This window comes from Arthrobacter sp. StoSoilB22 (assembly GCF_019977315.1).
Taxonomy (GTDB): domain Bacteria; phylum Actinomycetota; class Actinomycetes; order Actinomycetales; family Micrococcaceae; genus Arthrobacter.
The window spans coordinates 4497688-4512348 of record NZ_AP024652.1 but is presented as its reverse complement, the minus strand read 5'-3'; the positions used below and the strand labels follow the sequence as shown (position 1 = coordinate 4512348).

Annotated in this window: 14 protein-coding genes; 8 read left to right on the top strand and 6 right to left on the bottom strand. The window is 62.1% G+C overall.

Annotated elements, in window-relative coordinates:
* The first annotated feature begins 26 nt into the window (after positions 1-26).
* From LDN70_RS20945 to LDN70_RS20935, 3 genes are all read left to right on the top strand, one after another.
* Complete coding sequence (locus tag LDN70_RS20945; protein ID WP_142937333.1) at positions 27-1316, top strand: histidine kinase; 1290 nt, start codon at positions 27-29, stop codon at positions 1314-1316.
* Entirely contained in the window at positions 1313-2005 is a 693-nt protein-coding gene (locus tag LDN70_RS20940; RefSeq protein ID WP_142937334.1) for a response regulator, read from the top strand. Before LDN70_RS20945 ends, LDN70_RS20940 begins: the two co-directional genes overlap by 4 nt.
* Before the next feature lie 95 nt (positions 2006-2100).
* Positions 2101-2544, top strand: a complete 444-nt coding sequence (locus LDN70_RS20935) for an Lrp/AsnC family transcriptional regulator (RefSeq protein ID WP_062072164.1) — start codon at positions 2101-2103, stop codon at positions 2542-2544.
* 42 nt (positions 2545-2586) lie between these two features.
* Here LDN70_RS20935 and LDN70_RS20930 read toward each other — a convergent pair whose 3' ends face one another.
* From LDN70_RS20930 to LDN70_RS20920, 3 genes are read right to left on the bottom strand one after another with little or no spacing between them, the layout of a single operon-like run.
* The gene (locus tag LDN70_RS20930; RefSeq protein WP_223941317.1) at positions 2587-3966 is read right to left on the bottom strand and encodes an aspartate ammonia-lyase; all 1380 of its coding nucleotides are present in this window, start codon (positions 3964-3966) and stop codon (positions 2587-2589) included.
* Complete coding sequence (locus LDN70_RS20925) at positions 3963-5393, bottom strand: aldehyde dehydrogenase family protein (protein WP_223941316.1); 1431 nt, start codon at positions 5391-5393, stop codon at positions 3963-3965. Before LDN70_RS20925 ends, LDN70_RS20930 begins: the two co-directional genes overlap by 4 nt.
* The gene (locus LDN70_RS20920) at positions 5386-6432 is read right to left on the bottom strand and encodes a homoserine dehydrogenase (RefSeq protein WP_223941315.1); all 1047 of its coding nucleotides are present in this window, start codon (positions 6430-6432) and stop codon (positions 5386-5388) included. Before LDN70_RS20920 ends, LDN70_RS20925 begins: the two co-directional genes overlap by 8 nt.
* Positions 6433-6719: 287 nt before the next feature.
* Here LDN70_RS20920 and LDN70_RS20915 point away from each other — a divergent pair, with 287 nt between their 5' ends.
* The 3 genes from LDN70_RS20915 to LDN70_RS20905 all read left to right on the top strand — a co-directional run bounded on the left by LDN70_RS20915 (position 6720) and on the right by LDN70_RS20905 (position 10198).
* Positions 6720-8162 (top strand): amino acid permease, encoded by a 1443-nt coding sequence (locus LDN70_RS20915; RefSeq protein WP_223941314.1) that lies wholly within the window; start codon positions 6720-6722, stop codon positions 8160-8162.
* Between the two features lie 81 nt (positions 8163-8243).
* Entirely contained in the window at positions 8244-9398 is a 1155-nt protein-coding gene (alr, locus tag LDN70_RS20910; RefSeq protein WP_223941313.1) for an alanine racemase, read from the top strand.
* A 35-nt stretch (positions 9399-9433) separates the two neighbouring features.
* Complete coding sequence (locus LDN70_RS20905; protein WP_223941312.1) at positions 9434-10198, top strand: IclR family transcriptional regulator; 765 nt, start codon at positions 9434-9436, stop codon at positions 10196-10198.
* Here LDN70_RS20905 and LDN70_RS20900 read toward each other — a convergent pair.
* Genes LDN70_RS20900 through LDN70_RS20890 form a run of 3 tightly spaced genes read right to left on the bottom strand, consistent with a single transcriptional unit; the run spans position 10195 to position 12204 of the window.
* Positions 10195-10995, bottom strand: a complete 801-nt coding sequence (locus LDN70_RS20900; protein ID WP_223941311.1) for an IclR family transcriptional regulator — start codon at positions 10993-10995, stop codon at positions 10195-10197. The genes LDN70_RS20905 and LDN70_RS20900 overlap by 4 nt on opposite strands.
* A gap of 25 nt (positions 10996-11020) precedes the next feature.
* Positions 11021-11758, bottom strand: coding sequence for a cyclase family protein (locus LDN70_RS20895; RefSeq protein WP_223941310.1), 738 nt, complete (start codon positions 11756-11758; stop codon positions 11021-11023).
* Positions 11755-12204, bottom strand: coding sequence for a YqfO family protein (locus LDN70_RS20890; protein ID WP_223942704.1), 450 nt, complete (start codon positions 12202-12204; stop codon positions 11755-11757). Before LDN70_RS20890 ends, LDN70_RS20895 begins: the two co-directional genes overlap by 4 nt.
* Before the next feature lie 179 nt (positions 12205-12383).
* Here LDN70_RS20890 and LDN70_RS20885 point away from each other — a divergent pair, with 179 nt between their 5' ends.
* Both LDN70_RS20885 and LDN70_RS20880 read left to right on the top strand, forming a co-directional pair.
* A complete protein-coding gene (locus LDN70_RS20885) occupies positions 12384-13259 on the top strand; it encodes an intradiol ring-cleavage dioxygenase (RefSeq protein ID WP_223941309.1) in 876 nt (291 codons plus the stop codon).
* A gap of 38 nt (positions 13260-13297) precedes the next feature.
* A complete protein-coding gene (locus LDN70_RS20880) occupies positions 13298-14605 on the top strand; it encodes a M18 family aminopeptidase (protein ID WP_223941308.1) in 1308 nt (435 codons plus the stop codon).
* The last annotated feature ends 56 nt before the right edge of the window (positions 14606-14661 follow it).

Genomic DNA, 14661 nt, shown 5'->3' with positions numbered 1-14661 from the left:
GACGGAGTGCCGTCTAGGCTCGATTCATGACTGAAGCTCCACAGATGAAGGACGTATCGGCCACCACGGCCGATGCGTCCTTCGCTGAAATTGCCCAGCGACGCAGGGGCCGTATCCGGCGCTACTTCTTCAAGCGTCCCCGCGCCATGGATGCCGTGGTGATCCTCTGCTACGTTCTCCTGGCGCTGCCCACCATCATTCCGTCGGCCGTCGACGGTAAATGGCTCGTGGTGGTAATTCTGCTGTTGATCGCCTCGGCGTTGTTCTTCAGGCGACGGTTCCCGCTGCAGGTGGTTCTGGCAGTCGCGCTTCTTGAAATAGCGGCCACCATCCTGAACCCATGGGGCTCGAACGTTTCCGCTGGCCTGTGGTTCGCACTGTACGCGGTGGCGGCGCTCCGGAGGCGTGCGCTGACCCTGGTGGTGTTCGCCGCGGCCAGCCTCCCGTTGAGCCTTTTGTACTTGTTCATGTGGACCAGCCCCAGCCAGATGGACAATTTGCAGGACGTCCCGGAGAACTTCCACCTCATCAACAACATCGCCACCGCCGTGACCATCATGCTCTCCAACCTCCTCGCCACGGGCATCGGCATCTCGGTACGCCAGCGCAGGGAGCATGAGGCGGAGATCGCGGCCTGGGCTGCGCGGACAACGCAGCTGGGCAAGGTCACCGAACGGAACAGGATCGCCCGCGAAATGCACGACGTCGTTGCGCACTCGCTGACGGTAATGATCAGTCTCTCGGACGGTGCCGCCGTGGTGGTCAAGAAGGATCCGCAGCGGGCCGGCGACGTCCTCGGCGAACTGTCGCGCACGGGAAGGGCCGCCTTGGCAGATATGCGCCGGGTGCTCGGTGTCCTGCGCGACGATTCCGGGCGGCCAGCACCGCTGACACCCCTTGAATCCGGGCAGAACCTGGCGAAGCTCTTGGACGGTTTCCGAACTGCCGGACTGCCGCTGCACTATGCCCATACGGGACCTGGCCTCCCGGCTGACCCGGCTTTCGAACTGACGGTCTACAGGATTGTGCAGGAGTCGCTGACCAACGTTTTGAGGTATGGGCGCTCGCTCAGCCGGGTTGATGTCCAAGTGGCTCGCGACGGCGATTTGGTCACCATAGACGTGCTCGACGACGGCCGGGGAACCCGCGAAGGTGGCAGCGAGTCCGTGGGCAGCCTGGGGACAGGACAAGGCATTGCCGGAATGAATGAACGCGCCGGAATCTATGCTGGAATCGTTACTGCCGGTCCGGGAAAAAGGGGAGGCTGGGCGGTCCACGCCGAGCTCCGCTGGAACGGCGAAAAGGGGGAATCATGACCGAAGACATCATCAACGTGCTGCTGGTGGACGATCAGCCACTGCTGCGGATGGGCTTCCGGCTCATTCTTGAGGGCGAAGAGGACTTCCACGTTGTGGGCGAGGCGTCGGATGGGATTGAGGCCGTACGCCAGGTAGAGGCCCTGCAGCCGGACGTGGTCCTGATGGACGTGCGTATGCCAGGCATGGACGGCATCGAAGCAACACGACGGATCTCGGATTCAGGCTCCGATGCGCGGGTCATCATCCTGACCACTTTCGACCTTGATGAGTACGCTTTCAGCGGCTTGCAGGCCGGTGCTTCCGCGTTCCTACTTAAGGACGTTGCGCCATCTGAGCTGGTTCACGCTGTGCGCCTGGTAGCCAGTGGCGATGCGGTGGTGGCGCCGCGAGTCACGCAACGCCTGCTGGAAACCTATGTTCGCGGCGGCGTGGTGCCCGGACATTCTCCGAGCCCGCACCGCGATCCCCTTTTGGACGAACTCACCCCGCGTGAAACCGAAATACTCACCACCATTGCCGAGGGCCTCTCCAACGCTGAGATCGCCCATAAATTCTTCCTCTCCGAGGCCACGGTGAAGACCCACGTCCGCCGGATCCTGAGCAAGCTCCAGTTGCGTGACCGGGTGCAGGTTGTTGTCTATGCCTACGAAACCGGACTCGTGGTGCCCAGTAACCCGGATTACTAACCGGGACCCTGTCGGCACTGGCCGGCGTGGTCCCGGCGCCCAGTATCATGTCCTTCTGGGCCGACCGGCCATAACGATCCTTTGGAAGGGGACGCATGGAGCGAGCGGGCCTCGACGCCATAGACCAAAGGATCCTGTCAGAGCTGACCAAAAACGCCCGCATTCCGCATGCCGAACTGGCGGGCAAGGTACTGCTCTCCCGCAACGCGGTGCGCCAGCGGATCGAGCGCATGGAGCGGCAGGGCTACATCCAGGGGTACACCGTGGTGGCGGGCCTTGATACCCAGGATCTGGTGTCCGCCTTCCTCATGGTTTACAGGAAGGACCGGATGCGGGGCGCAGACGTCCTGAGTGAACTCCGCGCCATCCCCGAGGTGGTCCTGTGCGATGTGCTCAGCGGGGATTTCGATCTCATTGTCCGGGTCGAAGCACGTTCGCATGGGCGGATCCGGGAGATTTGGGAGCAGATTTCAGCCCTTCCCGGGGTCTCGGACACGGTGACGGCAGTGACGCTGTCCAACGTGATCCGCAGGGCGTAACGCCGGGAACCCGGCCTGCACCTAGGTCCTGACGGCGGTCCGTCAGGTGCCGACGGCGTCCAGAATCAACTGCGCGTCTTCCCTTCCCATGAAGCCCAGGGCCGCCACCGCATCGATCACGGCCATCTGCCCGTCCTTGGCCTTATGCGCGACTTCAGCTGCCGCCGCGTAACCAATCGCCGGAATAAACGCGGTGGCAAGTCCAGCCGACCCGGACACCCGTCGCCTGAGCTCTGCCTCGTTGGCCGTAATCCCTTCGATGCAGTGCGTCCGGAGGATCCGCACGCCATTGGTGAGCCAGTCGAAGCCCTGGAACAGTGCGTTGGCGATCACCGGTTCAAAGGCGTTGAGCTGGAGTTGGCCGTTGTCTGCTGCCATGGTCACAGTGGTGTCCGCGCCAGCTATGGCGAACGCTATCTGGTTCAGGGTCTCGGGTATTACCGGGTTGACCTTGCCCGGCATGATGGACGAGCCGGCCTGCCGGGCTGGCAGCAGGATTTCGGCGAAGCCATTCTGTGGGCCGCTGGAAAGCAGCCTCAGGTCGCTGCTGATTTTGGACATCTTGATGGCCGACCGTTTCAGCATTCCTGAGACATGCATGAAGACTCCGACGTCGGAAGTCGCCTCGAGCAAGTCCGCTGCGGGCACCAACGGCAACCCTGAGATTTCTGTCAGAGCGTCAACTGCCCGCGCCTGGTAGCCCGGCAGGGCGGTGATTCCCGTACCGATGGCTGTCGCCCCCAGACTGCATTCGAGCATGAGGTCCGCCGACTCTTGAAGCCTCTGCCGGTCTTCTTCGATCGTGGCGGCAAACGCGTGGAACTCCCGGCCCAGGGTCATGGGTACTGCGTCCTGCAGTTGGGTGCGCCCCATTTTCACCACATGCGCGAATTCCTCCCCCTTGACCCGCATGGCCTGAGCCAAAGCGGCCAGCTCATGATCCAGGCAACGGATCGCGGAGATCAGGGCCAGTTTGATGGCAGTAGGGTAGACGTCATTCGTTGACTGGCACCTGTTGACGTGGTCAATGGGATGCACGTACTCATAGCTGCCCCTTGAGTGGCCCAGGTGCTCCAAAGCTACGTTCGCGATCACCTCGTTGGCGTTCATATTGGTACTGGTTCCGGCACCACCTTGAATCATGTCCACGCAGAATTGCCCGTGGTGTTTCCCGTCCTCGATTTCCCGGCATGCGTGATCAATGGCCGCGGCAACCACGGGGTCGATCGCCCCAAGATCCATGTTGGCCCGGGCCGCGGCACGCTTCACCCTGGCCAGGGCCACCACCAGTCCCGGGTACCGGGAAACGGGGACCCCGCTGATGGAGAAGTTATCCAGTGCCCTGGCAGTGTGGACGCCCCAATAGGCAGTATCCGGAACCGGGACGGAGCCCAGTGAATCCCGCTCACGTCGATGCGTCACGATCCATGTCCTTGGTTATTGATGCAGATGACTTTGGGTTGGGTCATTTCTTCGTAGGCGAAGCGGACTCCCTCACGCCCCATGCTTCCGTACTTGGAACCTCCGAAGGGCATGCCGTCGAACCGGTAGTCGGAGGAATCATTGATCATGACTCCGCCGGCCTGGATCCTGCGGGCTGCTTCCATGGCCTGGCCCAGCGAGGCTGTGAAGATCCCAGCGTGGAGACTGAAGTCAATCGAGTTGGCAACCTCTATGGCTTCGTCGAGGCCGTCCACCGGACGCAACATCACCACGGGGCCGAACACTTCCTCTGCCCACAAGCGGCTGTCTTCCGGGACGTCTTCCAGGACTGTTGGGTGCAGGACGTTTCCCTGCACTTGGTTCCCGGCGAGAATGACGGCTCCAGCGTTCACCGCGAGATCGATCTTGGTGCGCACTTCTTCCAGGGCGGAGGCGCTGATCATGGGACCCACGTCAGTTGTTTCGTCCGAGGGGTCGCCGGCCACCAACGCCCTGGTCCCAGCGAGGAACAGTTCCTTGAACCGGCCGTATACTTCCTTGTCCACCAGGATTCTTTGAACGCCCACGCAGTTCTGGCCGGCTGCCCAGAACGCTCCGGATACGCAGGACGATGCCGCCTCCTGAAGATCGGCATCTCCCATGACGATCACCGGCGCGTTTCCGCCCAGATCCATGGAGAGCCTCTTGAGACCCGCCGTCTTCGCGATACTTTCGCCGGTGGAAAAGCCGCCAGTGAAGGACACCATCCGGACATCACGTGCAGCAATGATGTGCCCTGCGATCCCACGGCCGCCGTGGACCACGGTGAGCACGTTGTGGGGCAGGCCGGCTTCCATCAGGACTTCAGTGAGCAGCTGGGCTGACAAGGGGGTAAGGGCGGAGGGCTTGAGGATGACGGCGTTTCCGCCTGCAATAGCCGGTCCGATCTTGTGGGCCACGAGGTTCAGGGGATCGTTGAAGGGCGTAATTGCCAGGATCATGCCCAAGGGTTCCCGGGTGAACCACCCTGTCCGGTTCTCCGAGCCTTGGTAGGCATCGAACGGGATGACCTCCCCGGCGCTGCGGCGGGCCTCGGCTGCGGACAGCCGCAGGGTGTTGACGGCGCGCAGGACCTCCTTGCGTGCCTGCCGGATGGTCTTGCCGGCTTCGGCGACGATTGTCCCGGCAAAAGCGTCCCGCCGTTCCTCCATCAAGGCGGCGGCTTTGTCCAGAATCTCCGCCCGGGCGTGCCGGGAAAGGTCCGCCGCCACCCGGGCTCCCGCACGGGCGATTTCCAGGACGGCGTCAACATTCGCGTCGTCGGTCAGGGGAACAGCGCCCACTACGCGGTTGTCGTAGGGGCTGGTGACATTCTGGAAGGCCGGAAGGGACGGCGAGTCCGTTGCGGTACCTGTTTCCTTAAGCATGGGAGGCCACCTTTGATGCAGCGTGCATGGCAATGATGTCCGAAAGCAGGGCGTAGGCGGTCTCCACGCGTCCGGCACCCGGGCCGGACACCGTGACTGGTCCCAGGAGGTCCGTGGTGAAGGAGACGGCGTTGGTGGCCCCGGATATTCCCGCCAGGCCATGGTCCAAAGGCAGTGCCACCGGTTTGACGCTGGCCATGACTGAGCCGCTGGGCGTGATGCGCGCAGAGCCCACGAGCTTCCAGCGCAGCCCTTGGCGGGCGGCATCCTCAATAGCCCCGCGGGTGACGGAGGAGATGCCCTCGCAGCTGACGTCCTGCAGGGTGATGTCCGCCCCCAGAAGCTGGTTGGCGAGGATCAGGACCTTGAGGCGAACGTCGTAGCCTTCAATGTCTGCGGCCGGGTTGGCCTCTGCGTATCCCAGATCCTGTGCTTCCTTGATGGCATCATCCAGATCCATTCCGGCTTCCATACGGCCGAGCACGTAGTTGCTGGTTCCGTTGAGGATGCCCTCGAAACCGCTGATCGTGAGTCCGGCGAACATCTTCCTGGCGAGTCGGATCACCGGGGTTCCGCTCATGACAGCGCCTTCGAACTCGAAGTGCACGCCATTCATTTCGGCCAATGCCGACAACTCAGGCCCCTGCAGTGCCACCGGGCCCTTATTGGTGGTGCATACGCTCTTGCCTGATTCCAGTGCCCAGCGGACGTGGGATACCGCCGGCTCCCCGTCTTCAGGGTTGGTGAACGTTGCTTCACACACGATGTCAGCCGTGCAGGTGCGGATTACTGCCTCATTGTTGGTGTCCTCTGAACCGCCGTGGTCCGCAAAGGTCTCACCCTGTCCCAGTCCAAGCACCAGCGGAAGATCGATTCCGTCGGCGTTCATCAAAGAGCCCAGGCGGAGATCGGTGATGGCTACAACGCGAAGGCCAAATCCCAGTTCACTGGAAAGTTCCTTGCCCCGATTGGCAATAAGTTCGGCCAGGGTGCGGTTGACGCCGCCGAAACCGATCAATGCGAGGTCATAGGTCTTCATGGTTCTCCTTCATGGGTGGGGTGGATGCTTCAATCTTGTGGCAGTTCCCTGTCCGTCCCACCATGTCGTTTTGACCTAAGCGGTGGGCAGATCGACCATTCGGCTGCCGTTGTGTCCAGGCCACCCTCAGAGGGTCATGTGCATCATGTGCATTAACAAATGTATTTAATGACTACTACCGCCATTTTTGTGTTACCTTCGTCACTACAGACGCCATCCCCGGCACCCCCACCCCCGGATGTCCCAAGGCGTACCCTTTCGCATCTGCCACTTACCGGAGACACCACATGGAATCTTCAACACCTCTGCAACTGGACAATCCGCCCACTGCCACGGCTACCGAAGCTGAGGCCGGGCTACGCCGCTCAATGGGCCCACGGCACCTCATCATGATCGCTATGGGTGGTGTGATCGGATCCGGCCTGTTCCTGAGTTCCGGATACACCATTTCCCAGGCTGGCCCTCTGGGCGCCGTGATCGCTTACTTGATTGGCGCCTTCGTGGTGTACCTCGTGATGGCCTGCTTGGGGGAGTTGGCAATCGCCTACCCCGTGTCAGGGGCATTCCACATTTACGCGTCCCGCTCTATCGGTCCGGCCACTGGGTTCGCCACTGCCTGGCTTTACTGGCTCTGCTGGGCCGTGGCTATCGGGTCCGAGTTCACGGCTTCCGGACTCCTGATGCAGCGCTGGTTCCCCGACGTCGAGGTCTGGGTTTGGTGCCTTATCTTTGCCGCGGTTCTTTTTGGCTTGAATGCTTTCTCTTCCAAGTTCTTCGGTGAATCCGAGTTCTGGTTCTCAATCGTGAAGGTGGGTGCCATCATCGCGCTGATCGTGTTTGGCGGTGCCGCCTTGCTGGGCTTCCATCCGCTGTCCGGGTCCACCAACCACCCATTCCTCCTGGAGAACTTCAACACCTCCGGTGGACTGTTCCCCAACGGCTTCACAGGGGTACTTATCACGGCCCTCGCGGTGTTCTATGCCTTCTCCGGGTCAGAATTGATCGGCGTTGCGGCAGGCGAGACCAAGGACCCTGCCAAGAACATTCCCAAGGCCATGCGCAGTACTGTGATCCGGCTCCTGATCTTCTTTGTAGGCGCCATTGCCGTCATTGCGGCCACGGTTCCCTATGAACAAGTAGGGCTGGACGAGAGCCCCTTCGTCACCGTTTTCTCCTCAGTGGGTATCCCCTTCGCGGCGGACATCATGAACTTCGTGATCATCACGGCCCTTCTCTCCGCCGGCAACAGCGGGCTGTTCTCCTGTGCACGCATGCTTTACTCCCTGGCTGATGAAGGTCAGGGTCCCAGGGCCCTGAAACGCCTGACCCGCCGGGGCATTCCCTTGGTGGCGCTGTCCGTGAGCATGGTGGGCGGATTGGCCTCCCTGGTCAGCAGTGTGGCGGCCCCTGAGACCGTCTACCTTGCCTTGGTTTCCATTGCAGGTTTCGCGGTGGTGGGTGTCTGGATGTCCATTACGGCCTCCCACTTCTTCCATCGCAGGGCGTTCATCCGCAATGGAGGACGGCTGTCCGATCTTGGCTACAAAGCTCCGTTCTTCCCGGTGGTGCCGATCCTCGCCTTCGCCCTGTGTCTGGTGTCGCTGGTTGGCATTGCCTTTGACCCAACGCAGGTTGCTGCCCTGTACTTCGGTATTCCCTTCGTGGCGGCCTGCTACCTGTTCTTCCACTTCCGTTACGGGGCGAAAGCCAAGGCGAAGCGTTCACGCTGACGTAAACCAGTGAGGTGCACTTAAACCAGCAGCACGGCCGGGCACCATGCCCGGCCGTGCTGCCTTATCCAAGGAACCGGAATGACCATGAGTGACACCGGGCCCGCGGTCACGGCTGGCCTTTCCAGCTGGCTGGAGATCGACGGTTCCGCCTTTGGCAGGAATGTGCAGGCTGTGCAGGGCATACTGGACGGCCAGTCCATGTTGTGTGCGGTGATCAAATCCGATGCCTACGGGCATGGAGCGGACATGCTGCTGCCGTCCCTGGTGGCTGCCGGCGTCCCCTATATAGGGGTTGGAACCAACGCTGAGGCCTGCCTGGCCCGCAAGCATGGATTCGCGGGACGGCTCCTACGGGTCCGGGCAGCGGCACCGCAGGAGGTGCAGGCAGGCCTCCCGCATGTGATCGAGGAGCTGGTTGCCGATCCGCAGAGTGCTTGGGAAATGAGCCGGATAGCATTGGTGGCGGGGCTAAACCTCCGCGTTCACCTGGACATCAATTCGTCCGGTATCAGCCGGCACAGCCTTGATGTCTCATCGTCCTTGGGACGGGCCTGCGCGGCAGGCATCGTGGGCCATCCGGGTTTGGAACTGGCCGGAATCATGACTCATTTCCCGCTGGATGACCCGGAGCATATCCACAGTGGGCTCCGGCAGTTCAGGTCAGAGGCGACCGCAATTCTCCGCGCGGCCAACGTGGACCGCAGGAAGGTGTTGCTGCACGCCGCAAACTCTTTCGCAGCGCTCAACGTCCAGGACTCATGGCTGGACATGGTGCGCGCGGGGGCTGTGCTCTATGGCGACTCGGACCCGAAGCACACCGGATTCGAGCGGTGCTTGGCGTTCAAGGCCCGGATTGGATCCATTAATCGGTATCCGGCCGGGACCAAGGTGGGTTATGGCCACACCCATACGCTGGCGGTGGACTCCAGGCTGGCCACGGTGACTGTGGGTTACGGCGACGGATACCGCCGTGCCTTAGGCAGAGGCGGAACCGTCTTGGTCCGGGGGCAGCGGGCTCCGGTGGTGGACGCCATTTCCATGAATTCCATGGTCATCAACGTCTCCGGGATCAACAATGTGAACCCTGGAGATGAGGTGGTGCTCTTTGGGCGCCAGAATGATGCGGAAATCACTGCGGCCGAGCTCGAGACTGCCAATGCAGGAATACTCGCGGACCTGTACACGGTGTGGGCCAGGGACGCCCGTGTCCTCGCGGCGGATGTGCACGTGTGAGAATGGCGTGAGTGCTTGGTGGAAGGAGCGGATCAGTGGAGGTGTCTCCGGAAGCTTCGTCGTTGGCCCAAGGCCTGCGCCTGGTACGGCTGGTAACTGACCGCGAAAAACAGGGCCGCCAACTGTTGGGGGTCTCGCAACTGGCCGCCGAACTGGACATGGAGCAGAGCCGCGTCTCACGCCTGGCGCAGGAACTATGTGACCTGGGATTGCTGGAACGGGTGGACCGCGGCCCCTTCCGCACAGGACCGGGATTTTTCAGCCTGGCTGCCTCCCTCAACGTCGGCTGGGTCCAGGAATCCCGGGCAGAGCTCGAAGAGCTGGTGTCCAGCCTGGGTCTGAGATCCCGGCTCTCCGTGCGGCAGGGGGTCCGGGTCCTTCTGCTGCGGTCCTCAACCAATAACTCAGTACTCGGTGGCTTTGCCAAGCCCGGGATGGTCACGCCTGTGTGGTGCACGGGAGCCGGACGTGCCTTGCTCTGGGATCACACTCCCGCGGACCTGGAATCCCTGCTCCATGGCGTGAACTTCATTGGCACAGGTGGCCCCGCTGCGGCGCATTCCGCGGAGGAAGTCATGGACCTGATGGCGCGGGACAAGCCCGGCGGAGTTGTTGTGGCCGCGGAGGAGTTTGAGCATGACGTCTGGGAACTGGCTGTCCCCGTCCGTTCAGCAGACGGTAAGATCCTGGGAGCCCTCAGCGTGTTGGGGAGCCGATCACAGATGGAAAACGCCGCCCGGGAGATCGCCCTGGTTCTCCATTCGGCCGCGCAGCGTTTGGGCAGGTCGCCCCAGGCCTAGCTGTTTCCGATGGACCCGGGCAAGGTATCCGCGGGCCTTACCCGCCCGCCTGCGGTGGATTCGAGCCACTCACTCCACGAGCGCAGGGCAACAGCAAGGCTTTCGCGCTGTGGTTCCAGCCGCGATTTGGGGCCCACGATCTGCAGGGCAGCCGTTACTTCGCCTTTGAAGTCCCGGATGGGTGCCGCCAGGGAGTAGAGGCCCGGCTCGGCTTCCTCGTCAACAATCGAATATCCCCGTTCACGGGCAGCGCGGAGCCGGTCCAGGAAGTCGTCCACGGACACCGGGGTGTTGGGTCCGTGTTGGGCGAAGTCCACGGATTCCAAAATCTTCCGCACTTCTTCATCCGAGGCGTCCCACAGAAGAGCCTGGCCCGCGTCACTGCAGTAGGCAGGGTAGGGGCGGCCCAGCCAGGACCCTACGAGGTTGGCGCTGGCAGGCACTTGCTCGGCAATGGTGACTGTACTGTTTCCGCTCAGCACGCCAAGGAAGCAGGCTTCGCTGGTTTCGGCGGCCAGTCCCTCCAGGGCGGCCAAGCCGTTGGTTTTGAGGCGCTGTTCCGTCACCAGTTGTGCGTCGGCCAGGATGGACCAGTCCAGGCTGTACTCGCGTTGCCCGGAACGAGTCAGGAAACCAGCCTGCTGCGCACCTTTGAGGCTTCGCGAAACCTGGCTGCGGTCCTTGTCCAGGAGGCCTGCGACGTCGGCGACGGTCGCTCCGGCATGGCCGGAAGCATGACGGGCGCCGACGGCGAGGACGGCCATCATGCCGCGGCCCATGCTGGAGGTCTTAGACATGGATCGATTCTAGCCACCCGGTCAATCAGTGGATGGCAAAGACCCTGGCAGGGAATCCGCTGCCGCCCAGGGGTTTGGCCCAGGTTGCGATCAGTACGGCGCCTGATTCCGGCAGGGAATCGAGGTTGGCCAGCAGTTCTATCTGCCATTTGTTGCGGGCCAGGACGTAGGTTTCCAGGCTGAAGTCCTGGCGGGACGTGGCGAGGCCGGGGTCCGTGTCCGTCTGTTCGTGGCCGACGGCGGCGGCACCCCGCTGTTCGATCAGGTACTCAAGGACTTCCCGGGACCATCCGGGCGTGTGGCTCAGGCCGTCGTCGTCCTTGTTCGCCATGGCATCCGGGTTGGGCCAGCGTTCGCTCCAACCGGTCCGGAGGGCAACAAAGGATCCTTCGGGGACCTGACCGTACTGTGCTTCCCAGGCGAGGACATCCGCCATGGTGGGGACGGCGTCGTCGTCGTTTTCAACGCGGCCTCTGATGTCCAGGACCACCAGTGGAAGTACCATCTCTTCCACGGGGATCTGGTCCAAGGTCCGCCCGCCGCGGATGAAGTGCGACGGCGGATCGACGTGGGTGCCCCACTGGCCCACTATCGAATACCTGTGGGCGGTAAAACCGTCCCCCTTGTCCAGGTCGAAGAGCGCCTCCCGTGTTTCGTCCGGGAAGGCAGGGAAGTGGGGCTGGCCGGGATGGAATGCGTGGGTCAGATCGGTGAAGGTCTTGTTGTTCAGGAGAGGAGCGAGTTGATCCCAAAGGCTGGTCATGAGGCCACCGCTTGGTGGCCAACGGAGGTCAGTGAGCTGCTGGAGACACTCAGCGGTCCGGATACTTCAATGACGGGGACTTCCCAGGGGTGGATGTCTACGATCCTTTGAACGAGCTGGTGGACGGCGTCGTCCTCCAAGGAGTCATCGAAATAGGAGGTGAAAACGAAGGTCGGCGAAATGGTTCGCTGCCCTACGCTGCCCAGTGTGGGGTTGGCGCCCTCGGCAACGGTGAAGCCCTCGTAGCCTGCGGAGGACTCGAATACGTGGTGATAGTTCCCGAATCCGCCCAACTCCGGGCTTTCGGTCAAGGCTTGCAACAAGGATGAGATGCCGGCGTCCCTCTCCAGCGCGGAGAGATCACCTCCGGCGAGCCGTGTCATGGTTTCCGCAGGGATGGGCCAGTGAATGCGAAGTTTCCGTACGGGTTTGAGCTGGATTTTCATGGGGTAGAGCCTTCCGGTGATGTGCCTTCCGGGAGCCATGGTGGCATATTGTGACGCTCATTACAAGCATACAGAAATGTTTATAGTGCACACTCAACTTCCAAGGATCGATGAATCTGCACAGTCGCGGCACAGCTCTCCCATATACAACCCAAAGGCGCGGGGCGTTTCATGGATGCATGACTACTCCTCACCCCAATCACGACCGCGGCCTCGAGTTCGACCTCTCCACACTCCTGAGCCGGCGACGCGGCCTGGGGATGCTCTTCGGCGCAGGCGCGGCAGCAGCCCTGGCGGCCTGCACGCCAAGTGCGGGCGGCGGCAGCGCATCGCCGTCGAGCACTGCCACCGCAACGGAAAGCACGACGGCGGCCGCGTCGCCTTCCGCATCGGCCACGAGCACGGTGACCCGTGCCTTCGCTGAATGTGGAGTGGAGATCCCGGAGGAGACGTTGGGGCCCTATCCGGGCGACGGTTCCAACGGCCCCAACGCGCTGGAGGCCTCCGGGGTGGTTCGTCGCGACATCAGGTCCAGTTTTGGCGGATCCACCACAAAAGCCGAGGGCGTACCCCTGACAGTTACACTGACGCTTTTGGACAATTCCAACGGTTGCGCCCCCTTGGCTGGAGCCGCCGTCTACGCCTGGCATTGCGATCAGGATGGCAAATACTCGCTCTACGACTCAGGCCTTGAGAACGAGAACTACCTCCGCGGCGTTCAGGAAGCCGACGCCAATGGGCAACTTACCTTCAGCACCATCTACCCGGGTGCCTACAGCGGTCGCTGGCCTCATATTCACTTTGAGGTATTTGAATCCATGAGCAACGCGACGGCGGCCGGGCAGGTCCTCGCGGTCTCGCAAATCGCGCTTACTGAGTCTGCCTGCAAGGAGGTTTATGCGACCTCCGGCTATGAAGCCAGTGCCCGGAATTTCCCGAATACCACTTTGACCTCGGACAACGTCTTTGGGGACGATGGAGGAATATACCAACTGGCGACTATGTCCGGCTCGGTCGCGGGCGGATACACAGCCGCGCTGAACGTCACTGTATAGCCCGGTAAGCACGAGGAGCGGGGGCTAGACTCGGTGGCATGCCTTCGAATGCCTCCGCCGCAATTGACCACATCAAGGACCTCGGTGCGTACGTGTCGGCGTCCCCGTCCAGTTTCCACGCGGTGCACGAAGCCGCACGTCGACTGGATGCTGCAGGCTTCACCGGATTGGATGAACTGAAGCCGTGGAATGGTGGAGCGGGTAACTTCTACGTAATCCGCGACGGTGCACTCATCGCTTGGGTCACACCCGAAAGCGCCGGACCAACCACTGGTTTCAATATCCTTGGTGCACACACGGATTCGCCGTCGTTCAAGCTGAAGCCGAAGCCCACCACCGGCAAATTCGGATGGCTGCAGGCGGGCGTCGAGGTCTACGGTGGACCGTTGCTCAATTCCTGGCTGGACCGGGAATTGCAGTTGGCCGGCCGATTGGTACTGCGTGACGGTACTGAGCACCTGACGGCGACAGCTCCGCTTCTTCGCTTCCCGCAGCTTGCCATTCACTTGGATCGCGGCGTCAATGACAACGGGCTCCACCTTTCCAAGCAGCAGCACATGAACCCCATCTTCGGTCAGGGCGATGCTGCCAGCGAGGACCTTCTGGGATTGCTCGCCGATCGTGTGGAAGGCGCCACTGTTGATGCCGCGGACATCGGCGGTTACGACGTCGTTGTGGCGGACACGCAGGCACCTGCGGTTTTCGGGGCCAAGGGTGAGTTCTTCGCCTCCGGCCGGCTGGATAACCTTTCCTCCACGCACGCGGGGCTTCTGGCGCTGATAGCCCACGCCTCCGCAGCGCCTGCGTCAGGCCCGATCGCCGTCCTCGCAGCGTTCGATCATGAGGAGATCGGTTCCAATTCCCGATCCGGCGCCTGCGGACCCATCCTTGAGGACATCCTGGTGCGCATCTCCGACGGCCTTGGCGCTTCGGTGAGTGAAAGGCGGCAGGCCATAGCGGCGTCGTTCTGTGTTTCTGCGGACGCCGGCCACGCAGTCCACCCGAACTACGCGGAAAAGCACGATCCCGCCAACAGGCCGGTGCTCAATGGTGGTCCACTACTGAAAATCAATGCCAACCAGCGCTACGCCACGGACGCTGCGGGAGCTGCTTTTTGGGCCAGGCTTTGCGCCGAGTCCGGCGTTCCTTATCAGGAGTACGTCTCCAACAACGATCTCCCGTGCGGTTCCACCATTGGGCCTCTCACTGCTACCCGCCTCGGGATCCGGACGGTGGACGTGGGTATCCCGCTGCTGTCCATGCACTCCGCGCGGGAACTGTGCGGAGTGGAGGATCCCAGGAGCCTGGCCACTGTGGTGGAACTCTTTTTCGCCACTTCGGTCTAGGCTGAAGCGTCAAGCACTCATTTCAGGGGTATTACAAAAGTTTCCTATAGGAAACT

What these genes read in the sequence shown, in the direction of transcription:
- LDN70_RS20885 (WP_223941309.1), top strand. Translation starts at nt 12,384, where the DNA reads ATGACTACTCCTCACCCCAATCACGACCGCGGCCTCGAGTTCGACCTC.
- LDN70_RS20945 (WP_142937333.1), top strand. Translation starts at nt 27, where the DNA reads ATGACTGAAGCTCCACAGATGAAGGACGTATCGGCCACCACGGCCGAT.
- LDN70_RS20935 (WP_062072164.1), top strand. Translation starts at nt 2,101, where the DNA reads ATGGAGCGAGCGGGCCTCGACGCCATAGACCAAAGGATCCTGTCAGAG.
- LDN70_RS20880 (WP_223941308.1), top strand. Translation starts at nt 13,298, where the DNA reads ATGCCTTCGAATGCCTCCGCCGCAATTGACCACATCAAGGACCTCGGT.
- LDN70_RS20920 (WP_223941315.1), bottom strand. Translation starts at nt 6,432, where the DNA reads ATGAAGACCTATGACCTCGCATTGATCGGTTTCGGCGGCGTCAACCGC.
- LDN70_RS20890 (WP_223942704.1), bottom strand. Translation starts at nt 12,204, where the DNA reads ATGAAAATCCAGCTCAAACCCGTACGGAAACTTCGCATTCACTGGCCC.
- LDN70_RS20895 (WP_223941310.1), bottom strand. Translation starts at nt 11,758, where the DNA reads ATGACCAGCCTTTGGGATCAACTCGCTCCTCTCCTGAACAACAAGACC.
- alr (WP_223941313.1), top strand. Translation starts at nt 8,244, where the DNA reads ATGACCATGAGTGACACCGGGCCCGCGGTCACGGCTGGCCTTTCCAGC.
- LDN70_RS20915 (WP_223941314.1), top strand. Translation starts at nt 6,720, where the DNA reads ATGGAATCTTCAACACCTCTGCAACTGGACAATCCGCCCACTGCCACG.
- LDN70_RS20925 (WP_223941316.1), bottom strand. Translation starts at nt 5,393, where the DNA reads ATGCTTAAGGAAACAGGTACCGCAACGGACTCGCCGTCCCTTCCGGCC.
- LDN70_RS20900 (WP_223941311.1), bottom strand. Translation starts at nt 10,995, where the DNA reads ATGTCTAAGACCTCCAGCATGGGCCGCGGCATGATGGCCGTCCTCGCC.
- LDN70_RS20940 (WP_142937334.1), top strand. Translation starts at nt 1,313, where the DNA reads ATGACCGAAGACATCATCAACGTGCTGCTGGTGGACGATCAGCCACTG.